Source organism: Variovorax sp. IB41 (assembly GCF_016405905.1).
Lineage (GTDB): Bacteria > Pseudomonadota > Gammaproteobacteria > Burkholderiales > Burkholderiaceae_C > Variovorax.
This window is the reverse complement of the sequence record NZ_JAEFCB010000006.1, coordinates 1-22,283: the sequence shown is the minus strand read 5'-3', so window position 1 is coordinate 22,283 and position 22,283 is coordinate 1. Positions and strand designations below refer to the sequence as shown.

At 68.0% G+C, this 22,283-nt stretch carries 20 protein-coding genes; all 20 read left to right on the top strand.

Annotated elements, in window-relative coordinates; genetic code table 11:
* Position 1 precedes the first annotated feature (1 nt).
* The 20 genes from hslV to JC881_RS13215 all read left to right on the top strand — a co-directional run bounded on the left by hslV (position 2) and on the right by JC881_RS13215 (position 22,224).
* Positions 2–547 carry an ATP-dependent protease subunit HslV gene (hslV, locus tag JC881_RS13310; protein ID WP_042578379.1) on the top strand — a complete coding sequence of 182 codons (546 nt, stop codon included), beginning with the start codon at positions 2–4 and terminating at the stop codon, positions 545–547.
* A 2-nt stretch (positions 548–549) separates the two neighbouring features.
* Complete coding sequence (hslU, locus tag JC881_RS13305) at positions 550–1,878, top strand: ATP-dependent protease ATPase subunit HslU (protein ID WP_198786186.1); 1,329 nt, start codon at positions 550–552, stop codon at positions 1,876–1,878.
* Between the two features lie 271 nt (positions 1,879–2,149).
* Positions 2,150–2,578 carry a division/cell wall cluster transcriptional repressor MraZ gene (gene mraZ / locus JC881_RS13300; RefSeq protein WP_198786427.1) on the top strand — a complete coding sequence of 143 codons (429 nt, stop codon included), beginning with the start codon at positions 2,150–2,152 and terminating at the stop codon, positions 2,576–2,578.
* A gap of 8 nt (positions 2,579–2,586) precedes the next feature.
* Positions 2,587–3,510, top strand: a complete 924-nt coding sequence (gene rsmH / locus JC881_RS13295) for a 16S rRNA (cytosine(1402)-N(4))-methyltransferase RsmH (RefSeq protein ID WP_198786185.1) — start codon at positions 2,587–2,589, stop codon at positions 3,508–3,510.
* 1 nt (position 3,511) lies between these two features.
* A complete protein-coding gene (gene ftsL / locus JC881_RS13290) occupies positions 3,512–3,859 on the top strand; it encodes a cell division protein FtsL (RefSeq protein ID WP_198786184.1) in 348 nt (115 codons plus the stop codon).
* Positions 3,856–5,610: a peptidoglycan D,D-transpeptidase FtsI family protein gene (locus tag JC881_RS13285; RefSeq protein ID WP_198786183.1), complete on the top strand. Its 1,755-nt coding sequence runs from the start codon at positions 3,856–3,858 to the stop codon at positions 5,608–5,610. Before ftsL ends, JC881_RS13285 begins: the two co-directional genes overlap by 4 nt.
* Before the next feature lie 2 nt (positions 5,611–5,612).
* Positions 5,613–7,175, top strand: coding sequence for a UDP-N-acetylmuramoyl-L-alanyl-D-glutamate--2,6-diaminopimelate ligase (locus tag JC881_RS13280; RefSeq protein ID WP_198786182.1), 1,563 nt, complete (start codon positions 5,613–5,615; stop codon positions 7,173–7,175).
* Between the two features lie 55 nt (positions 7,176–7,230).
* A complete protein-coding gene (locus tag JC881_RS13275; protein WP_198786181.1) occupies positions 7,231–8,673 on the top strand; it encodes a UDP-N-acetylmuramoyl-tripeptide--D-alanyl-D-alanine ligase in 1,443 nt (480 codons plus the stop codon).
* 22 nt (positions 8,674–8,695) lie between these two features.
* Entirely contained in the window at positions 8,696–9,874 is a 1,179-nt protein-coding gene (gene mraY, locus JC881_RS13270; protein ID WP_198786180.1) for a phospho-N-acetylmuramoyl-pentapeptide-transferase, read from the top strand.
* A 10-nt stretch (positions 9,875–9,884) separates the two neighbouring features.
* On the top strand, positions 9,885–12,101 hold the full coding sequence (gene murD, locus JC881_RS13265) for a UDP-N-acetylmuramoyl-L-alanine--D-glutamate ligase (protein WP_198786179.1): 2,217 nt from the start codon (positions 9,885–9,887) through the stop codon (positions 12,099–12,101).
* A complete protein-coding gene (ftsW, locus tag JC881_RS13260; RefSeq protein WP_198786178.1) occupies positions 12,098–13,399 on the top strand; it encodes a putative lipid II flippase FtsW in 1,302 nt (433 codons plus the stop codon). The genes murD and ftsW overlap by 4 nt, the downstream gene beginning before the upstream one ends.
* Positions 13,396–14,460: an undecaprenyldiphospho-muramoylpentapeptide beta-N-acetylglucosaminyltransferase gene (murG, locus tag JC881_RS13255; RefSeq protein WP_198786177.1), complete on the top strand. Its 1,065-nt coding sequence runs from the start codon at positions 13,396–13,398 to the stop codon at positions 14,458–14,460. Before ftsW ends, murG begins: the two co-directional genes overlap by 4 nt.
* Positions 14,457–15,947: a UDP-N-acetylmuramate--L-alanine ligase gene (gene murC, locus JC881_RS13250; protein WP_198786176.1), complete on the top strand. Its 1,491-nt coding sequence runs from the start codon at positions 14,457–14,459 to the stop codon at positions 15,945–15,947. Before murG ends, murC begins: the two co-directional genes overlap by 4 nt.
* On the top strand, positions 15,944–16,915 hold the full coding sequence (locus JC881_RS13245) for a D-alanine--D-alanine ligase (RefSeq protein ID WP_198786175.1): 972 nt from the start codon (positions 15,944–15,946) through the stop codon (positions 16,913–16,915). Before murC ends, JC881_RS13245 begins: the two co-directional genes overlap by 4 nt.
* A 2-nt stretch (positions 16,916–16,917) precedes the next feature.
* Complete coding sequence (locus JC881_RS13240; protein WP_198786174.1) at positions 16,918–17,706, top strand: cell division protein FtsQ/DivIB; 789 nt, start codon at positions 16,918–16,920, stop codon at positions 17,704–17,706.
* Between the two features lie 22 nt (positions 17,707–17,728).
* Positions 17,729–18,958: a cell division protein FtsA gene (ftsA, locus tag JC881_RS13235; protein WP_013539446.1), complete on the top strand. Its 1,230-nt coding sequence runs from the start codon at positions 17,729–17,731 to the stop codon at positions 18,956–18,958.
* Between the two features lie 170 nt (positions 18,959–19,128).
* Entirely contained in the window at positions 19,129–20,349 is a 1,221-nt protein-coding gene (gene ftsZ / locus JC881_RS13230) for a cell division protein FtsZ (RefSeq protein WP_198786173.1), read from the top strand.
* Positions 20,350–20,554: 205 nt separating this feature from the next.
* Positions 20,555–21,478 carry a UDP-3-O-acyl-N-acetylglucosamine deacetylase gene (gene lpxC, locus JC881_RS13225; protein WP_198786172.1) on the top strand — a complete coding sequence of 308 codons (924 nt, stop codon included), beginning with the start codon at positions 20,555–20,557 and terminating at the stop codon, positions 21,476–21,478.
* A 16-nt stretch (positions 21,479–21,494) separates the two neighbouring features.
* Positions 21,495–21,671 (top strand): hypothetical protein, encoded by a 177-nt coding sequence (locus JC881_RS13220; protein WP_172672175.1) that lies wholly within the window; start codon positions 21,495–21,497, stop codon positions 21,669–21,671.
* Between the two features lie 70 nt (positions 21,672–21,741).
* Positions 21,742–22,224 carry a hypothetical protein gene (locus tag JC881_RS13215; RefSeq protein ID WP_198786171.1) on the top strand — a complete coding sequence of 161 codons (483 nt, stop codon included), beginning with the start codon at positions 21,742–21,744 and terminating at the stop codon, positions 22,222–22,224.
* The last annotated feature ends 59 nt before the right edge of the window (positions 22,225–22,283 follow it).

Sequence of the window (22,283 nt, the reverse complement as noted above, 5' to 3'; positions counted from 1 at the left end):
GATGGAACAGTTTCACGGCACCACCATCGTGAGCGTGCGCCGCAAGACCCCCCAAGGCGACCAGGTCGCCATCGGCGGGGACGGGCAGGTCACTCTCGGCAATATCGTCATCAAGGGCACGGCGCGCAAGGTGCGCCGCCTCTATCACGGCAAGGTGCTGGCCGGCTTTGCCGGCGCCACCGCCGACGCCTTCACGCTCTTCGAGCGCTTCGAGGCCAAGCTCGAAAAGCACCAGGGGCACCTCACCCGTGCGGCGGTCGAGCTCACCAAGGACTGGCGCACCGACCGCGTGCTGCGCAAGCTCGAGGCCATGCTGGCCGTGGCGGACGCCACCACCTCGCTCATCATCACCGGCAACGGCGACGTGCTGGAACCCGAAGACGGCGTGATCGCCATCGGTTCGGGCGGCGCGTACGCGCAGTCGGCGGCCAAGGCGCTGATCGACAACACCGACCTCTCGGCCGAGCAGATCGTGCGCAAATCGCTGGCGATCGCCGGAGAAATCTGCATTTACACGAACATGAACCACACGGTGGAAGCGCTCTGACCATGTCCATGACCCCCCAGGAAATCGTCTCCGAGCTGGACAACCACATCGTCGGCCAGCCCGCCGCCAAGCGCGCCGTGGCCATTGCTCTGCGCAACCGCTGGCGCCGCCAGCAGGTCGAGGAGAAGCTGCGCAGCGAGATCACGCCGAAGAACATCCTCATGATCGGCCCGACGGGCGTGGGCAAGACCGAGATCGCCCGCCGCCTCGCGCGCCTGGCGGACGCGCCCTTCATCAAGGTCGAGGCGACCAAGTTCACCGAGGTGGGCTATGTCGGGAAAGACGTCGATTCGATCATTCGCGACCTCGCCGAAATCGCCGTCAAGCAGACGCGCGAATCCGAAAGCGCCAAGGTGCGCGCGCGGGCCGAAGACGCCGCCGAAGACCGCATCCTCGACGTGCTGCTGCCCCCGGCGCGCGGCGCCGATGGCTCGACCCCGGCGATCGACGGGCCCAATCCCACGCGCCAGGCTTTCCGCAAGAAGCTGCGCGAGCACCAGCTGGACGACAAGGAGATCGAACTCGACCTCGCCGAAACGCGCGCCCCGCTCGAGATCATGGGCCCCGCCGGCATGGAGGAGATGACCGAGCAATTGCGCGGCATGTTCGGCCAGATGGGGGGCGGCAAGCGCAAGACGCGCAAGCTCAAGATCGCCGAGGCGCTGCGCCTCTTGATCGACGAAGAGGCCGCCAAGCTCGTCAACGAGGACGAGATCCGCGCGCAGGCGATCACCAACGCCGAGCAGAACGGCATCGTCTTCATCGACGAGATCGACAAGGTCGCCACGCGCAGCGAAGCGCAGGGCTCCGACGTGTCGCGCCAGGGCGTGCAGCGCGACCTGCTGCCGCTGGTGGAGGGCACGGCCGTGACCACCAAGTACGGCGTGGTGCGCACCGACCACATGCTGTTCATCGCGAGCGGCGCGTTCCACCTGAGCAAGCCGAGCGATTTGATCCCCGAGTTGCAGGGGCGCTTTCCGATCCGCGTGGAACTGCAGTCACTCTCGGTGTCGGACTTCGAGAGCATCCTCACGCAGACCCGCGCGTCGCTCGTGAAGCAGTACCAAGCGCTGCTCGCGACCGAGGGCGTGACGCTCGATTTCCAGCCCGACGGCGTGACGCGCCTGGCGAGCATCGCGTTCGAGGTGAACGAGCGCACCGAGAACATCGGCGCGCGCCGTTTGTCCACGGTGATGGAGCGCCTGCTCGATGAGGTAAGCTTCGACGCGGCCCGCATCGAAGGTCAGACGATCCGCATCGATGCCGCTTACGTCGACGAGCGCCTTGCGGCACTAAGTCACGACGAAGACCTTTCGCGCTTCATCCTCTGAAGCTGCTTCTCTTCCCCCTGTAACGGGGGAATGCTTCACGCATTACTTTCATTGCGTGAGCTAAGTACTTAATTTTCAACGAAATTCGCCGATTCCAAGGTTTTGGAATCGGCGCTAAGTCGTTGATTCCATTACAAAAAATACCACCAGCGGCCAGTTGCGCCCCAAGTGTTTCCTGCTACAGTGCAAAAAAGTGCAGTTAAGTGGGAAAAAGTGCGGATAGTGCCTCTTTCGGGCATTGCAGCACCTCCCAACACAGGGGTTCGTGGTCGTGTTTCAAGGCGCTTCATCGCTCAGTCTGGATGCCAAGGGGCGGCTCTCCGTGCCGACCCGGCACCGTGACGTCCTGAGCGCGACGGCAGGCGGCCAGCTCACGATCACCAAGCATCCGCACGGGTGCCTGATGGTGTTCCCCCGTCCCGAATGGGAAAAATTCCGCGAGCGCATCGCCGCGCTGCCGATGTCGGCGCAGTGGTGGAAGCGCGTGTTCCTGGGCAACGCGATGGACGTGGAGATGGACGGCACCGGCCGCGTCCTGGTCTCGCCCGAGCTGCGCGCCGCCACCGGCATCGCGCGCGACACGCTGCTCCTGGGCATGGGCAACCACTTCGAACTCTGGGACAAGGCCACCTACGAGGCCAAGGAGGCCGAGGCCACCCAGGGCGAGATGCCGGATGTGTTTCAGGACTTCGCGTTCTGAGGACCCACGTGAACACCCCATGGACCCATACGACCGTCTTGCTGAACGAAGCGGTGGAAGCCCTTCTTTCCGGCAGCGCGGCGGCCGCCGGCACCTATGTCGATGCAACTTTCGGCCGGGGAGGACACGCGCGCGCGATCCTCGCGCGGCTGGCGCCGGAAGGCAGGCTGATCGCGTTCGACAAGGATGCGGAAGCGGTGGCCGAAGCAGCGCGCATCTCGGATGCGCGTTTTTCCATCCGCCACCAGGGATTCCGTTCGCTGGGCGAGCTGCCCGACGCGAGCATCGCCGGCGTGCTGATGGACCTGGGCGTGAGTTCGCCGCAGATCGACAACCCGGTGCGCGGCTTCAGTTTTCGATTCGACGGCCCGCTCGACATGCGCATGGACACCACGCGCGGCGAGAGCGTGGCCGAATGGCTGGCAACGGCCGAACTTCAGCAGATTGCAGAGGTGATCCGTGACTATGGCGAAGAACGGTTTGCTGTTCAGATTGCAAAGGCGATTGTTGCTCGCCGACAAGAACGGGGCGCAATTTCAACCACCACCGAACTGGCCGAGCTCGTGGCTGGCACGGTCAAAACCCGCGAGCAGGGCCAGAACCCTGCAACGCGCACATTTCAGGCTTTTCGGATTTTCATCAACGCCGAGCTTGAAGAGCTGCAACAGGCGCTAGAGGCGAGCCTGTCCGTGTTGCAGCCCGGCGGCCGGCTCGCGGTGATCAGCTTCCATTCGCTGGAAGACCGCATCGTCAAGCAGTTCATCGCCAAGCACTCCAAGGAGGTCTACGACCGCCGGGCGCCCTTCGCCGCGCCCAAGGTGATGAAGCTCAACGCGCTCGAGCGCATCAAGCCGTCCGAAGACGAAGTGCGCGGCAATCCGCGCTCGCGCAGCGCGATCCTGCGGGTCGCCGAACGCACCGAGGCCAACTGACATGGCCCGCCTGAACCTGCTCCTGCTGCTGGCCGTCATCGCGACGTCGCTCTATCTCGTCCATACGCAGTACCGCTCGCGCCAGCTCTACACCGAGCTCGATCGCGTGCAGCAGGAGGCGCGCCGCCTGGAAACCGACCACGACCGCCTGCAGGTCGAGAAGCGCGCCCAGGCCACGCCGCTGCGCGTGGAGAAGCTCGCCAAGGAGCAGCTGCAGATGCGCACCACCACGCCGGCCATCACGCAGTACGTGCGCCCGGACGGCACGGTGATCCCGGCCGTCGCGCCGCTGCCGCCCGTGACCCCGCCCAAGCCGGCTGCCACCACCGCCAGGGGGGCTGCGCGATGAGCCGCCGCGACCGCAGCGTGCGCTACACCACCAGCCCCTTGCTCGCGAGCAAGACGCCGGTGTGGCGCAGCAAGTTCATCGTCGCGGGCATCGCCTTCGGCTTCGTCATGCTGGCCGGGCGCGCCGCTTACGTGCAGGTCTTCAACAACAGCTTCTTCCAGCGGCAGGGCGAAGTGCGCTTTGCGCGCACGCTGGAGCTGCCGGCCAACCGCGGCCGCATCCTGGACCGCAACGGGCTCATCCTGGCCTCCAGCGTGGTGGCGCCCAGCATCTGGGCCATTCCCGAAGACATCGAGCGCGACGACCCCGAGGTGCGCGCCAAGCTCAAGCTGGTGGCCAAGCTCCTGGAGATGCCGCAGAAGGACTTCGACAAGAAGCTGCAGGACGAGGACAAGACCTTCGTCTGGATCAAGCGCCAGGTCGACGAGCCCATCGCCAAGCAGATCGCCGCGATGAACTTGAAGGGCATCTACCAGCGCAAGGAATACAAGCGCCAGTACCCCGAAGGCGAGGCGGCCGCGCACGTGGTCGGCTTCACCAACGTGGAAGACAGCGGCCAGGAAGGCATCGAGCTCGCGTTCAACGGCGACCTGGCCGGCAAGGCGGGTTCGCGCCGCGTCATCAAGGATCGCCTGGGCCGCGTGGTCGAGGGCGTGGGCGACATCGTGCCGCCGCTGGACGGCAAGGACATCCAGCTGAGCGTGGACAGCAAGGTGCAGTTCTTCGCCTACCAGAAGCTGCGCGACGCGGTGACGGCGCGCAAGGCCAAGGCCGGCAGCGTGGTGGTGCTCGACTCCATCACGGGCGAGGTGCTGGCGCTGGCCAACTACCCCAGCTACGTGCCCGACAAGCGCCAGAACCTCACCGGCGAACAGCTGCGCAACCGCGCCGTCACCGACACCTTCGAGCCCGGCTCGACGATGAAGCCCATCACCGTCGGCATGGCGCTGGAAGCCGGCCGCGTGAAGCCCTCCACGCTGATCGAAACCGGCCCCGGCCGCTACCAGATCGGCGGCTTCACCATCAGCGACACCCACAACTACGGCACGCTGACGGTCGAGGGCGTGATCCAGAAGTCGAGCAACGTCGGCGCGCTCAAGATCGCGCAGAAGATGACCCCGCACGAGATGTGGGACACCTACACCGCGCTCGGCTACGGCCAGAAGCCGCAGATCCAGTTCCCCGGCGCGGTCACCGGGCGGCTGCGCCCCTGGAAGACCTGGAAGCCGGTCGAGCAGGCCACCATGGCCTACGGCTACGGCCTGTCGGCGTCGTTGTTCCAGATGGCGCATTCGTACACCTCGTTCGCGCACGACGGCTCGATCATTCCCGTCACCATCCTCAAGACCACCGAGGCGCCGGTCGGCGTGCGCGTGTTCTCGCCCTCCAACGCGCTGGCCGTGCGCAAGATGCTGCAGATGGCCGCCGGCCCCGGCGGCACCGGCACGCGCGCGCAGACGGTCGGCTACTCGGTCGGCGGCAAGTCGGGCACCGCCCACAAGCAGGTCGGCAAGGGCTACGCGAGCAACAAGTACCGCGCCTGGTTCACCGGCATGGCGCCCATCGAGAAGCCGCGCATCATCGTCGCGGTGATGATCGACGAGCCCAGCGACGGCCAGTATTTCGGCGGCGTCGCGGCAGCGCCCGTGTTCAGCGAAGTCGTGCAGCAGACGCTGCGCATGATGAACGTCGCGCCCGACCTCGCAGTCAAACCCCTTGTGATGACGCAGGGCGTCGACGAGAGCTTCTGAGCATGCTGACACTCACATCCCCCCAACTGGCCGCGCTCTGGCTCAAGGAGCGCGTGCAGGGTGCGCTGCATGCCGACAGCCGGCCGGTGGGCGCGGGCGACGGCTTCATCGCCTGGCCCGGCGCCGCGACCGACGGGCGCAAGCACGTGGCCGCTGCGCTGGCGCAAGGCGCCGCGGCCTGCCTGGTCGAGTACGAGGGCGTCGATGCCTTCGGCTTCGATCAAGGTGAATACAGCGACCGCATCGCGGCCTACCCGGGCCTGAAGGCGGCCACCGGCCCGATCGCCTCGGCCTTTCACGACAACCCCTCGGCGCTGCTCGACGTGCTGGCCGTGACCGGCACCAACGGCAAGACCTCCACCGCGTGGTGGCTGGCCGAATCGCTTTCCTCGCTGCGTGCGGCCGGCGGCGTTCGCGCGATGCGGCCCGACGGCACCATGGAGCGCGGCGCGCCGTCGCCCTGCGCCGTGATGGGCACGCTGGGCATCGGCGTGCCGCCCGAGCTCACCTACACCGGCCTCACCACGCCCGACCCCGTGATGATGCAGGGCGCGCTGCGCGACATGGTCGCGCACGGCTTCGGCGCCTGCGCCATCGAAGCCTCGTCCATCGGCATCGCCGAGCGCCGGCTCGACGGCGCGCAGATCGCGGTCGCGGTGTTCACCAATTTCACGCAGGACCACCTCGACTACCACGGCAGCATGGACGCCTACTGGGCGGCCAAGGCCGAGCTCTTCCGTTGGCCCGGCCTGCGCGCCGCGGTGATCAACATCGACGACATGCACGGCGCAAGCCTGTGCGCGAACCTCGTGGACGCCGGCATCGGCGCGCTCGACGTCTGGACCGTGTCGGCCGGCGGCAAGGCGGCGCGTCTCGCGGCGCGCGACATCGGCTACGACGCGCAGGGCCTGCAGTTCTCGGTGGCCGAGCATGGCACCGCATCGGTCGAGCGTCTTTCCACCGGCCTCATCGGGCAATACAACGTGGCGAACCTGCTCGGCGTGCTCGGCACGCTGCGCGCGCTGGGGCTTTCGCTGTCGCGGGCGGTGGCGGCTTGCGCCAATCTCACGAGCGTGCCCGGCCGCATGGAGCGCGTCAGCGTTGGCGGCAATGCGCCGCTCGCCGTGGTCGACTACGCCCACACCCCCGACGCGCTCGACAAGGCACTCGCCGGCCTGCGCCCGCTGGCACAGCAGCGCGGCGGCGCGCTCTGGTGCCTGTTCGGCTGCGGCGGCGACCGCGACCCGATCAAGCGCCCGATGATGGCCGCCGTCGCCGAGCGCCAGGCCGACCATGTCATCGTGACCAGCGACAACCCGCGCAGCGAAAAGCCCGACGCGATCATCAGCCAGGTGCTGCGCGGCTTCTCGCGCTCGGACGCCGCCCAGGTGCAGCCCGACCGCGCCGCCGCCATCGCCGATGCGATCGCGCAGGCCGCGCCGCAAGACGTGGTGCTGATCGCCGGCAAGGGCCACGAGGCGTGGCAGGAGATTGCGGGCGAGCGCCTGCCGTTCTCCGACAGGGCTCATGCGCTGGATGCGCTGACGAAGCGAGGTGTGGCATGAGTCGCCGGGCCGTTCCCAAGACGAATACCGCAGCGCGAAGCGCGGAGGTCTCCGAATGACCGATATGACGCTGCTGAACTTGACGCTCGCCCAGGCGCAGCAATGGATTCCCGGCGCGCGCCTCGTGGGCGACCCGGCGACGGTCATCGCGCGCGTGCACACCGACACGCGCACGCTGGCGCAGGGCGACCTGTTCGTCGCGCTCAAGGGCGAGCGTTTCGACGCCAACGATTTCCTGGCGCAGGCCCGGGAGCAGGGCGCGGTCGCGGCCATCGCCCACCACGGCCTCGAAGCCGCCGGCCTCGCGGGCCTCGAAGTGCCCGACTCGCTGGCCGCGCTCGGCGCGCTCGGCGCGGGCTGGCGCGCGCAGTTCGAGCTGCCGCTGATCGCCGTCACCGGCAGCAACGGCAAGACGACCGTCACGCAGATGATCGCGGCCATCCTCGTCGCCTTCCGCGCCGACCGCGCGCTCGCCACCGCCGGCAACTTCAACAACGAGATCGGCGTGCCGCTCACGCTGCTGCGCCTGCGCGCGCGCCACCAGCACGCGGTGCTGGAGCTGGGCATGAACCATCCGGGCGAGATCGCGCGGCTGGCCGCCATCTCGCGCCCGACCATTGCGCTGGTCAACAACGCGCAGCGCGAGCACCAGGAATTCATGGCCACCGTCGAGGCGGTGGCCATCGAGAACGCCGCCGTGTTCGCGGTGCTGCCCGACGACGGCACGGCCGTCTTCCCCTATGGCGACACCTTCACGTCGCTGTGGACCGACATCGCGCACGACGGCGGCGCGCGCCGCTGCCTCACGTTCGGCGAAGACGCGGATGCCGACATTGCGCTCGACAGCGCCGAATGGAAGCAGGGCGCCTGGGCCGTGCGCATCCGCACGCCGCTGGGCGCCTTCGATGCGCAGCTGCACATCGCCGGCCGCCACAACGTGGGCAATGCGCTCGCGGCCACCGCCTGCGCGCTGGCCGCGGGCGTGCCGATCGAGCGCATCGCCGAGGGCCTGTCGGTCTTCGAGCCGGTCAAGGGCCGCTCCAAGGCCAGCGAAGTGGTGCTGTCGAACAAGCACACGCTCACGCTGGTGGACGACAGCTACAACGCCAACCCCGATTCCGTGATCGCCGCCATCGACGTGCTCGCGGGCCTGCCCGGTCCGCGCCTCCTGGTGCTCGGCGACATGGGCGAGGTGGGCGACCGCGCGCCCGAGTTCCACGCCGAGGTCGGCGCGTGGGCCAGGCACCGCGGCATCGAGGCCGTCTACACGCTCGGCACCGAGACCGCGCACACCGTCGCGGCCTTCCAGGACGCGGACAACGGCCGCCATTTCGGCGATTACGAAGCGCTGCATGCCGCCGTGCTCGCGCGCCTGCCGCTGGTCGGCAGCGTGCTCGTGAAGGGCTCGCGCTTCATGAAGATGGAACGCGTGGTGCAAGCCATCGGTGGCCTTGCGCAGTCGCAACCCAAAACAACAACAAAAGGAGGCCGGTCATGACGCATGAGCCGCGCGATACACCATGCTGCTGACCCTTGCCCAATGGCTGCAGACGCTCTCGCCCGAGTTCGGGTTCTTGCGCGTCTTCCAGTACCTTACCTTCCGCGCGCTGATGGCCGCGGTGACCGCGCTCGTGGTCGGCCTGGTGGCCGGCCCCTACGTGATCCGCCGGCTCGCCGCGCTCAAGATCGGCCAGCCGGTGCGCGGCTACGGCATGGAAACGCACCTCACCAAGAGCGGCACGCCCACCATGGGCGGCGTGCTGGTGCTGTTCGCGATCGCCTTCGCCACGCTCCTGTGGTTCGACATTTCGAACCGCTTCGTGTGGATCGTGCTTTGGGTGACGATGGGCTTCGGCGCCATCGGCTGGGTCGACGACTGGCGCAAGGTGGTGCGCAAGGACCCCGAGGGCATGCGCTCGCGCGAGAAATATTTCTGGCAGTCGGTGGTCGGCCTGCTCGCGGGCTTCTACCTGCTCTTCAGCATTTCCGAGAGCTCCAACTGGCGCGTGCTGCAGCTGTTCTTCGCGTGGGTGCAGTCGGGGTTCGACCTGGACTTTCCACCCAAGATCAACCTCCTGGTGCCCTTCTTCAAGGAAGTGAGCTATCCGCTGGGCGGCATCGGCTTCGTGATCCTCACGTACCTGGTGATCGTGGGCGCGAGCAACGCGGTCAACCTCACCGACGGGCTCGATGGCCTGGCGATCATGCCGGTGGTGATGGTGGGCTCGGCGCTGGGCGTGTTCGCCTACGTCACGGGCAGCGCCGTGTACTCCAAGTACCTCCTCTTTCCCAACATCCCGGGCTCGGGCGAACTGCTGGTGTTCTGCTCGGCGATGGCCGGCGCGGGTCTGGCGTTCCTCTGGTTCAACACGCATCCGGCGCAGGTCTTCATGGGCGACGTGGGCGCGCTCGCGCTCGGCGGCGCGCTGGGCACCATCGCGGTCATCGTGCGCCAGGAGATCGTGTTCTTCATCATGGGCGGCATCTTCGTGGTCGAGGCGATCTCGGTGATGGCGCAGGTCATGTACTTCAAGTACACGAAGAAGCGCTACGGCGAAGGCCGCCGCGTGCTCAAGATGGCGCCGCTGCACCACCACTTCGAGAAGAGCGGCTGGCGCGAGACGCAGGTCGTGGTGCGCTTCTGGATCATCACGATGCTCTTGTGCCTCGTGGGTCTTTCGACGTTGAAGCTGCGCTGAGAAAGAACCGATGCGCCATCTGAAAGACCTCCCCGTCCTCGTTCTGGGCCTCGGTGCGTCCGGGCTGGCGATGGCGCGCTGGTGCGCGCGCCACGGTGCGGTCGTGACCGTGGCGGACACGCGCGAGGCGCCCGCCGCGCTCGCGACGCTGCAGGCGCAGTTGCCGGAGGTGACGTTCATCGGCGGGCCGTTCACGGCCGCGCTGATCGAGGGCACGCCGATTCGCGCGGTGTATCGCTCGCCGGGGCTCGCGCCCGCGACCATCGCGCCGGTCGTCGACGCGGCGCGGGCCGTGGGCCTGACGGTCGGCGGCGAGCTGGATCTCTTTGCGCGCGCGCTGCTGGATCTGCGGACGGTCGAAGTGCCGGCGGTGGAAGCCGCCGAGGCCGAACCGGAAGCTGTGGCCGAACCGGCAGCCGAAGTGCCTGCCGAACCCGTGCTGCCCGAGGCACAGGCCGAGCTGGCGTTGACCGTCGAGCCGACCGAAGCTGTGCCTGTCGAAGCGGTCGAACCCATCGACGTGCCCGTCGCACCGGAAGTCCCCGCAGCGACCGAACGGGTCGAAGCCGAAGCGCCTGCGCCTGCCGAGACGACCGAAGTCCCCGAAGCCGTCGAGACGGCCGAAGTGCCTGCGCAGACTGCCGAGCCTGTTGCATCGACCGAAAACACGGAAGCTGCCGAGCCGGTCGAAACAGCACCCGAACCCGCAGCCCCCGCGATGGCCGAGGCCATGCCGCGCGATCCTTCGCTGAGCGTTCCGGTTTCGCCGCCTGCGGAAGAAGGCGCGCCGGTTGCAGAAGCCGCAGCAACGACCGACGCCGCACCCGAATCGACGGTGCCGGCAGCCGCGCCCGCCACCGGCTCCCGCCTCCCCGCCACCGGCAAGCCCTACGTCCCCACGGCCGCCCGCGAGGCGGCCGAGTTCGTCGCCAAGATCGCCGAACTCTCCGCCACCAACCCGGCCTCCGCCGCGGTGGAGGAAGAGCCGACCGCCCAACTGCCGCTGGTGCCGATCGAAGAGCCCCCGGCGCCCAAGGGCTACACCCCCGCGGTGCTCGCCATCACCGGCACCAACGGCAAGACCACCGTCACCGCGCTCACCGGCCAGCTGGTCGAGCGCGCGGGCAAGAGCGTCGCTGTCGCCGGCAACATCGGCCCGACGCTGCTCGACACCCTGGCCGCGCACATCGATGCCGAGACGCTGCCCGATGTCTGGGTGCTCGAACTCTCCAGCTTCCAGCTCGATGGCGTGCAGGGCTTCGAGCCCACGGCGGCCACCGTGCTCAACCTCACGCAGGACCACCTCGACTGGCACGGCGACATGCCGGCCTACGCGGCGGCCAAGGCGCGCATCTTCGGCGCGCAGGGCCTGATGATCCTGAACCGCGACGACGCGGGCGTGATGGCCATGCTGCCGCCGCCCGTGCGGGTGAAGCTGCAGCGTCCGCAGATCCGCACGCACGTCACCTTCGGCGGCACGATGCCGCTGCGCCCGGGTGACTACGGCATCGAGCGCATCAACGGCATCGCCTGGCTGGTGCGCGCGCTGGAGGCCGACGAAACGCAGAAGCGCAAGCGCGGCGCGGTGGTGGAAGAAGAAATCTTCTTCCAGCGCCTGATGCCCGCCGACGCGCTGCGCATCCGCGGTGGCCACAACGCCATGAACGCGCTGGCCGCGCTCGCGCTCGCCACCGCCGCCGACTGCCCGCTCGGCCCGATGCTCTACGGCCTGCGCGAATACCGCGGCGAGCCGCATCGCGTGGAGCCGATCGCGCTGATCGACGACGTGGAGTACTTCGACGACAGCAAGGGCACCAACGTCGGCGCGACCGTCGCCGCGCTGAACGGCCTGGGCGAAGACCGCCGCGTGGTCGTGATCCTCGGCGGCGAGGGCAAGGGGCAGGACTTCGAACCGCTCGCCGCGCCCGTGGCCCGGCACGCGCGCGCCGTGGTGCTGATCGGCCGCGATGCGCCGCTGATCGAAGCCGAACTGGCCAACACCGGCGTCTCGCTGATGCATGCCGCCTCGATGGACGAGGCCGTGAAGCTCGCGGCCGCGCGCGCCAACCCCGGCGATGCAGTGCTGCTGTCACCGGCCTGTGCGAGCTTCGACATGTTCAAGAACTACGGGCACCGCGCCGAGGTGTTCCGCGAGGCCGTGCAGGCGCTCGCGGACAACCTGCGCGGCATGTCGGCCGACGGTTCGTCCCCGGAGGAAACGCTGTGAACTCCGCTGCTGCAGGCGCCTCGACGCCGGACACCCGCACCAGCCGCTTCGGTGGCTGGTTCAGGCGCGCCCGCAGCGGCATCGATTCGCTGCCCGTGCACCTGCCGGTGCGCCTGGGCGGCGCCGGTATTTCGCAGACCAAGGCCACGCCGATGCGCGTGCTGGGCTTCGACCAGGCGCTGGTGTGGGTCACCGTGGCGCTCCTGACCTGGGGCCTGGTGATGGTGTATTCGGCCTCCATCGCGCTGCCCGACAACCCGCGCTTCGCGCGCGCGGGCTACAGCGCCTCGTTCTTCCTCACGCGGCATGCGGCCTCGGTGGCGTTCGCCTTCATCGCGGCGCTGCTGGCCTTCCAGATCCCGATGAAGACCTGGGAGCGCGCCGCGCCCTGGCTTTTCGTGGCCTCGCTGCTGCTGCTGGTGGCGGTGCTCATTCCGCACATCGGCATCAACGTGAACGGCGCGCGCCGCTGGCTGCCGATGGGCTTCATGCGCTTCCAGCCCTCGGAGCTGGCCAAGCTCGCGATGGTGCTCTACGCCGCCAGCTACATGGTGCGCAAGATGGAGATCAAGGAGCGCTTTTTCCGCGCCGTGCTGCCGATGGGCATCGCGGTGGTGGTGGTCGGCATGCTGGTGATGGCCGAGCCCGACATGGGCGCGTTCATGGTGATCGCGGTGATCGCGATGGGCATCCTCTTCCTGGGCGGCGTGAACGCGCGCATGTTCTTCGTGATCGCGGCGCTGGTGGTGGTGGCCTTCGGCACCATCGTGGCGAGCAGCCCGTGGCGCCGCGAGCGGATCTTCGCGTACCTGGATCCATGGAGCGAGGAGCATGCGCTCGGCAAGGGCTACCAGCTGTCGCACTCGCTGATCGCCATCGGGCGCGGCGAAATCTTCGGCGTGGGCCTGGGCGGCAGCGTCGAGAAGCTGCACTGGCTGCCCGAGGCGCACACCGACTTTTTGCTCGCCGTGATCGGCGAGGAGTTCGGCCTGATCGGCGTGCTGCTGATCATCGGTTTGTTCCTCTGGCTGACCCGCCGCGTCATGCATATCGGCCGCCAGGCGATTGCGCTCGATCGTGTGTTCTCGGGCCTTGTCGCTCAAGGGGTGGGCGTGTGGATCGGCTTCCAGGCCTTCATCAACATGGGCGTGAACCTGGGCGCGCTGCCGACCAAGGGCCTGACGCTGCCGCTGATGAGCTTCGGCGGCTCGGCCATCCTGATGAACATGATCGCGCTGGCCATCGTGCTGCGCATTGATTACGAGAACCGCGTGTTGATGCGCGGAGGCCGCGTATGACCGGGCGCACCGCACTCGTCATGGCCGGCGGCACCGGCGGCCACATCTTCCCGGGCCTCGCGGTGGCGGAGGCCTTGCGCGAGCGCGGCTGGCGCGTGCACTGGCTGGGCGCGCCCGGCAGCATGGAAGAAAAGCTCGTGCCGCCGCGCGGCTTCGCGTTCGAGCCGGTGCAGTTCGGCGGCGTGCGCGGCAAGGGTCCGCTCACATTGCTCCTGCTGCCGTTGAAATTGCTGCGCGCCTTCTGGCAGAGCTTTCGCGTGGTGCGCCGCGTGAAGCCCGACGTGCTGGTGGGCCTGGGCGGCTACATCACCTTTCCGGGCGGCATGATGGGCGTGCTGCTCAACAAGCCGCTGGTGCTGCACGAGCAGAACTCGGTCGCGGGCCTGGCCAACAAGGTGTTGGCGGGCGTGGCCGACCGCGTGTTCACCGCCTTCCCCAATGTGCTGAAGAAGGCGCAGTGGGTGGGCAACCCGCTGCGCGCGGCATTCACTTCGCAGCCCGATCCGGCTTCGCGCTTCGCGGGCCGCACCGGTCCGCTCAGGCTGCTGGTGGTGGGCGGCAGCCTCGGCGCGCGCGGCCTCAACACCGTGGTGCCGCAGGCGCTGGCGCGCATCGAACCTTCCACGCGCCCGCAGGTGCTGCACCAGAGCGGCACCAAGCAGATCGAAGAGCTGCGCGCCAACTACGCGGCCGCGGGCGTCGAAGGCGAACTCACGCCGTTCATCGAAGACACCGCGCAGGCCTATGCGGACGCCGACATCATCGTCGCGCGCGCCGGCGCCAGCACCGTCACAGAAATCGCGGCCGTCGGCGCAGCAGCGCTGTTCGTGCCTTTCCCCTCGGCGGTCGACGACCACCAGACCACCAACGCGCGCTTCCTCGTGGACGCGGGCGGCGGCTGGCTGGTGCAGCAGGCCGACCTCACTCCTGAATTGCTGGCTGATTTGCTACAGAAAACCGAGCGCACCGCGCTGATCGAGAAGGCCGCCAAGGCCAAGACCATGCAGAAGACCGAAGCTGTGGAAGCCGTCGTCCGCGCCTGCGAGGAGCTTGCCAAATGAAGCACGCGATTCGCCACATCCATTTCGTCGGCGTCGGCGGCTCGGGCATGAGCGGCATCGCCGAGGTGCTGCTGAACCTGGGCTACAAGATCACCGGCTCCGACCTGTCCGACAGCGCCACGCTGCGCCGGCTCGCGGGCCTGGGCATCGGCACCTTCGTGGGCCATGCGGCCGCGCACATCGACGGCGCGGACGCGGTCGTCACTTCCACCGCCGTGCAACCGGACAACGCCGAGGTGCTGGCCGCGCGCGAGAAGCGCATTCCGGTCGTGCCGCGCGCGCTGATGCTGGCCGAGCTGATGCGCCTGAAGCAGGGCATCGCGATCGCCGGCACGCACGGCAAGACCACCACCACCAGCCTCGTGGCGAGCGTGCTCGACGCGGCCGGGCTCGATCCGACCTTCGTCATCGGCGGTCGCCTGAACAGCGCCGGCGCCAATGCGCAACTGGGCAGCGGCGACTACATCGTGGTGGAGGCCGACGAATCGGACGCCTCGTTCCTGAACCTGCTGCCCGTGATGGCGGTGGTCACGAACATCGATGCCGACCACATGGAGACCTACGGGCACGACTTCACGAAGCTCAAGAAGGCCTTCGTCGACTTCCTGCACCGCATGCCGTTCTACGGCGTGGCGATTCTGTGCACCGACGATCCGGCGGTGCGCGACATCGTGGCCGACGTCACTTGCCCGGTCACCAGCTACGGCTTCGGCGAGGACGCGCAGGTGCGCGCGATCGACGTGCGCGCGGTCGGCGGCCAGATGCATTTCACCGCGCAGCGCCGCAACGGCGTGACGCTGCCGGACCTGCCCATCGTGCTGAACCTGCCGGGCGAGCACAACGTGCGCAATGCGCTGTCGGTGATCGCGGTGGCCGTCGAACTGGGCATTCCCGACGAGGCGGTGCAGCGCGGCCTGGCCGGCTTCAAGGGCGTGGGCCGCCGCTTCCAGAGCTACGGCGAGGTGCGCGTGCCGGGCGGCGCGGGCAGCTTCACCGTGATCGACGACTACGGCCACCACCCGGTCGAGATGGCGGCCACGATCGCGGCCGCGCGCGGCGCGTTCCCGGGCCGCCGGCTGGTGCTGGCGTTCCAGCCGCACCGCTACACCCGCACGCGCGACTGCTTCGAGGATTTCGTGAAGGTCATCGGCACGGCCGATTCGGTGCTGCTCGGCGAGGTCTATGCCGCCGGCGAGGCGCCCATCGTGGCGGCCGACGGCCGCACGCTGGCGCGCGCGCTACGCGTGGCCGGCAAGGTGGAGCCGGTGTTCGTGGACGACATCGCGGCCATGCCGCAGGCGGTGCTGGACAACGCCCGCGCGGGCGACGTCGTGCTGTCCATGGGCGCGGGCTCCATCGGCGCGGTGCCGGGCAAGGTGGTCGAGCTCGGCGGCGCGGCCGCACCGGCAACTCCGGCATCGGCAGCGGCAGCAGCGCCATCGTCAACAACATCGGAGCGCACCGCGCGCAAGGGGAGGGCATCGTGAGCCTTCAGGATCCAACACTTTTCGGCAAGGTCGCCGTGCTGTTCGGCGGCAGCTCCGCGGAACGCGAGGTCTCGCTGATGTCGGGCACCGGCGTGCTCCAGGCGCTGCGTTCGCGCGGCGTGGATGCGCATGCTTTCGATCCGTCCGAGCGCGAACTGGTCGAGCTCAAGCGCGAAGGCTTCGCGCGCTGCTTCGTCGCGCTGCATGGCCGCCATGGCGAGGACGGCACGGTGCAGGGCGCGCTCGAGCTGCTCGGCATTCCCTACACCGGCTCGGGCGTGATGGCTTCGAGCGTGGCGATGGACAAGGTCATGACCAAGCGCATCTGGCAGGCCGACGGCCTGCCCACGCCCAAGTACGTGCGCCTGGCCTTCGACCAGCAAAGCCGCGAGCAGATCCGCGCCGTGCCCGACGTGCTCGGCCTGCCGCTGATCGTGAAGCCGCCGCGCGAGGGCTCCTCCATCGGCGTGACCAAGGTCGAGGGGTATTCGCAGATGCAGGACGCGGTGACGCTCTCGGCCAAATACGACGCCGACGTGCTCTGCGAGGAGTTCATCGAAGGCGAGGAAGTCACCTGCGCGGTGCTCGGCCAGGGGCTCGACGCGCGCGCACTCCCGGTGGTGCGCATCGCCGCGCCAGAAGGCGCCTACGACTACCAGAACAAGTACTTCACCGACGACGTGAAGTACCAGTGCCCGAGCGGCCTCGCCGCGGCCGAGGAGCACGAGATCCAGCGCATCACGCTGGCCGCGTACCACACGCTCGGCTGCCGCGGCTGGGGCCGTGCCGACGTGATGATCCGCGCCAGCGACCGCAAGCCCTTCCTGCTGGAGATGAACACCTCGCCCGGCATGACCAGCCATTCGCTGGTGCCGATGTCCGCGCGCGCGGCCGGCATTCCTTACGAGGAGTTGTGCCTGCGCGTGCTGGCCAGTGCCTCGCTGGACGCAAAGGGAGGCGCGCAATAGCCATGGCCGACAGCATCCCCGTGCCCTTCGACGTCAAGCTCATGAACATCGTGGCGAACCTCGCGTTCGTGGCGGTGGCGTTCATGCTGCTGGCGGCGGGCGCCTGGTGGGTGCTGCGCCAGCCTTTCTTCCCGCTCGCGGGAATCAAGGTGGACGGCGAGGTGACGCACAACAACGCGGTCACGCTGCGCGCCAACGTGGCGCCGCAGCTGTCGGGCAACTTCTTCACCATCGACCTGGCGCGTGCGCGCACCGCCTTCGAAGCAGTGCCGTGGGTGCGCAGCGCCGTGGTGCGGCGCGAGTTTCCGAACAAGCTGCGCGTGACGCTGACCGAGCAGGTGCCCGTGGCCAGCTGGGGCGACGAGGCGGGCTCCAAGCTCATCAACGGTTTCGGCGACGTGTTCGAGGCCAACGTGGCCGAGGTGGACGAGAACCTGCCGCGCCTGGACGGTCCGATCGAGCAGGCCGGGCAGGTGCTGGGCATGTACCGCGTGCTCGCGCCGCAGTTCCAGCCCTACGACTTCGGCATCGACGAGCTCACGCTGTCCAGCCGCGGCAGCTGGAAGGTGGTGCTGGACAGCGGCGCGCAGATCGAGCTGGGGCGCGGGCAGAGCGAAGAGGTGTCGGCCCGGCTGCAGCGCTTCCTCAAGACCGTGACCCAGGTCGCGGGCCAATACCACCGCACGGTGGCCGACGTCGAAGGCGCCGACCTGCGCCACAACGACGCGTATGCATTGCGGCTGCGCGGCGTCACCACGGTCTCGCCCGAGACCCCAAGAAGAATCAAGTAGCGAATATCGAGGACATATTTCAATGCCCAAAGAATACAAAGACCTGGTCGTAGGCCTGGACATCGGTACCGCCAAGGTGATGGTGGTCGTGGCCGAGGTGCTGCCCGGCGGCGAGCTCAAGCTCGCCGGGCTCGGCATCGCGCCGAGCAATGGCCTCAAGCGCGGCGTGGTGGTGAACATCGACGCCACCGTGCAGAGCATCCAGCAGGCGCTCAAGGAGGCCGAGCTGATGGCCGACTGCAAGATCAGCCGCGTCTACACCGGCATCACCGGCAGCCACATCCGCGGCATCAATTCGAGCGGCATGGTGGCGGTGAAGGACAAGGAGGTGACGCCCGCCGACGTGGCCCGCGTGGTGGAGACCGCACGCGCGATCAACATCTCGAGCGACCAGCGCCTCCTGCTGGTGGAGCCGCAGGAGTTCGTGATCGACGGCCAGGACGTGAAGGAGCCGATCGGCATGAGCGGCATGCGGCTGGAGGCCAAGGTGCATATCGTGACCGGCGCGCAGAGCGCGGCCGAGAACATCATCAAGTGCGTGCGCCGCTGCGGCCTGGAAGTCGACCAGCTGATGCTCAACCCGCTGGCCTCGAGCCAGGCGGTGCTGACCGAAGACGAACGTGAGCTGGGTGTGGTGCTGGTCGATATCGGCGCGGGCACGACCGACGTGGCGATCTTCACCAACGGCGCGATCCGCCACACGGCGGTGATCCCGATCGCGGGCGACCTCATCACCAGCGACATCGCGATGGCGCTGCGCACGCCCACCAAGGACGCGGAAGACATCAAGGTCGAGAGCGGCTATGCCAAGCAACTCCTGGCCGATCCCGACCAGCAGGTCGAGGTGCCCGGTCTTGGCGACCGCGGCCCGCGCATGCTGAGCAAGCAGGCGCTGGCCGGCGTGATCGAGCCGCGCATCGAGGAGATCTTTTCGCTCGTGCAGCAGGTGGTGCGCGAATCGGGCTACGAAGAGGTGCTCTCTTCGGGCGTGGTGCTCACCGGCGGCAGCGCGGTGATGCCGGGCATGGTGGAACTGGGGGAAGACATCTTCCTGAAGCCCGTGCGCCGGGGCATTCCGAAGTATTCGAGCGCGTTGTCCGACATGGTGGCGCAGCCCCGCGCGGCCACCGTGATGGGTCTGCTCGAAGAGGCGCGCTTCGCACGCATGCGCGGCTTCAAGGTCGCGCAGAAGAATGGGTCGGTAAAGACTGCGTTCGGACGTTTCAAGGACTTCATCGTGGGGAACTTCTGACCATGAACCACTCCCCACTCTGGCTCGCACGCGGCAGTCCGCCGTTGCATTTCAACGAGCGATGGCGACGAACCGGTCCACCATCGTGGCGACGCTCTCGTTGAACACGTCACGGCAAAAGAATTATTCATAGATACAAAACGGCAACTGCAATATTCAAGGAGTTAGAAATGACCATCGAAATGATCGAAGTCGAAGAATTCAATCAAGGCACGCAGATCAAGGTGATCGGTGTGGGCGGCGGTGGCGGCAATGCAGTCGCCCACATGATGGAGCGTGGTGTGCAGGGCGTGCAGTTCGTTTGCGCGAACACCGACGCGCAGGCGCTCACCCGCAGCAACGCGAACAAGATCATCCAGCTGGGCACCAGCGGCCTGGGCGCCGGTAGCAAGCCCGACAAGGGCCGTGAAGCGGCCGAAGCCGCGGTGGACGAAATCCGCGCGGCCATCGACGGTGCGCACATGCTGTTCATCACCGCCGGCATGGGCGGCGGCACGGGCACCGGCGCTGCGCCGGTGATCGCACGCGTTGCCAAGGAAATGGGCATCCTCACCGTGGGCGTGGTGACCAAGCCCTTCGACTGGGAGGGCGGTCGCCGCATGAAGAACGCGGACGACGGCCTGGCCGAGCTCGAAGCCAATGTCGATTCGCTGATCGTTGTCCTCAACGAGAAGCTGCTCGACGTGCTGGGCGAGGACATCACCCAGGACGAGGCCTTCGCGCACGCCAACGACGTGCTCAAGAACGCCGTGGGCGGCATCTCGGAAATCATCAACGAGTACGGCGGCGTGAACGTCGACTTCGAAGACGTGCGCACCGTGATGGGCGAGCCGGGCAAAGCCATGATGGGCACGGCCGCGGCCGCGGGCCCGGACCGCGCGCGCATCGCCGCCGAGCAGGCCGTGGCCTGCCCGCTGCTCGAAGGCATTGATCTCTCGGGCGCCAAGGGCGTGCTGGTGCTGGTGACGGCATCGAAGGGTTCGCTCAAGCTGAACGAATCGAAGCTCGCGATGAACACCATCCGCGCCTACGCCTCGCCCGATGCGCACGTGATCTACGGCGCCGCCTACGACGAGGCGCTGGGCGACGAGATGCGCGTGACCGTGGTGGCCACGGGCCTCTCGCGCGCGGACGCACGCCGCCAGGCGCCGACGCTGGAAGTCATTCGCACCGGCACCGACAACATCCCGTTCAACGTGCCCACCATGGGCGGCGTCGGCCACGCCGGCGGTCACAGCGGCGGCGGCAGCCAGCCGAACTACGACGGCATGGCGGTCCCCAGCGTATGGCGCACCAACCGCACGATGGCCGCCGCGAAGGTGGATGCGCTGTCGTCGGGCGGCATGGACGACTTCGAAATTCCCGCATTCCTGCGCCGTCAAGCTGACTGACTGACGGAAGGCAACCGGACGCTCAGGGCACGAAGGTTCGCAAGGGGTACAGGGAAGACCTGAAAGGGACTTCCGCTGGCTCTAGGCGCTGCGTTCACTTCGTGCCCTTTGCGTCCATCGCCGGGATTGCATAGAACCGATGTCTATCGCTGCCATAGCGAGGGGATTAGGCCGTCACGCCCGTGGCGCGCCTAAAATCCCCGGCGTGCTGCAACAACGAACCCTCAAGTCGATCAGCCGCGCCGTGGGCGTGGGGCTTCACAGCGGGCAACGCGTGGAACTGACCCTGCGACCGGCCCCGGCCGACACGGGCATCGTGTTCCGCCGCGTCGATCTGCCCGAGCCGGCTGAAATCCGCATGACCGCCGAAGCAGTCACCGACACGCGCCTGGCTTCCACGGTCTCCACCGGCGGCGCGAAGGTGCAGACGGTCGAGCACCTGATGTCGGCCTGCGCGGGCCTCGGGATCGACAACCTCTACATCGACATCACGGCCGACGAAGTGCCGATCCTGGACGGCTCGGCTTCGTCCTTCGTGTTCCTGCTGCAAAGCGCGGGCATCGAGTTGCAGAAGGCGCCGCGCCGCTTCATCCGCGTGACCCGCAAGGTCGAGGTGCGCGAAGGCGAGGGCGCCAACGAGAAATGGGCGAGCCTGGAGCCGTACCACGGCTACAAGCTGAGCTTCGAGATCGACTTCGATCACCGCGTGGTCAACTCCACCGGCCAGCGCGTGGAGTTCGACCTGGGCACCGATTCGTACAGCCGCGACATCGCGCGCGCGCGCACCTTCGGCTTCACGAAGGATGTCGAGTACATGCGCACAAAGGGCCTGGCGCTCGGTGGCGGACTCGATAACGCGGTCGTGATGGACGACACCAAGGTGCTCAATGCCGGCGGCCTGCGCTATGACGACGAGTTCGTGAAGCACAAGATCCTCGATGCGATGGGCGACCTGTACATCATCGGCAAGCCGCTGCTCGCGGCCTACACCGCGTTCCGCTCGGGCCATGCGCTCAACAACAAGCTGCTGCGCGAACTGCTCTCGCACAGCGATGCCTACGAGGTCGTGACCTTCGACGACGAGAAGCGCGCGCCGCGCGGCTTCGGCGAAGTGGCGCGGGCCTGGTAAGGCAGCCCTTCGCACGATGCTGCTCTTTCGCTGGGCCATCCTGCTGCTTTTGCTGGTGGCCGGCGTGTCGTTCGCGTTCTATGCGGGCACCGGGCAGGCCAAGTACCGGCGCGTCGGCTGGATCGTGCTCAAGTGGACGCTGCTCGCCGCGTTCGGCTTCTTCGCGGTGCTGATCGCCGAGCGCGTGGCCTAGTTTTTTTCTTCTCCGTTCGCATGTCCGGAAACGGCATGCGGGGCGAGCGGCGCGGGCGCACGATGGCGCCATGAACACACACCCTGAACACCCCGCGAGGAATCCGTTCGGCGTCCAGGATGCGCCGGACCCGGACGGCCCCGATGTGGACGCGTTCGCCGACAGCGTCGAGCTGCGCGGCGACAGCGACGATCCGAATGCGCAGCCATGGGGCGCGGTGGTCGATGAGGTTCCGGACTCGATCGCGGGCGCATGGTCCAGTCGATGGAACGGCGGCGCGGACCCGGCCATTCCCGGCGACAGCGCAGAGGCCTGGAAGGAAGGCAAGGCGATGGCCAAGGTGGCCGGCGGCCGCTTCTACCTGATGTTCGACTGGGGCAACGGCGAACGCCATGCCTTGCTCGATGTCCGCTACATCGCACCCGACACGCTGGTGGGCCGCTACATCAACCTGAGCAGCCCGGACATCACGCGCCCGTGGGTCGGCCTGATCGTCGACAACCGGCGCATCGACGGGCGCTGGACGAACGGGCGCCTGGACTTCCGCAGGTAGTCAGCGCGAACGCCCTTGCCGGTAGGTGCCGGCATGGGTCTTGGACAATTCCGCCGCCT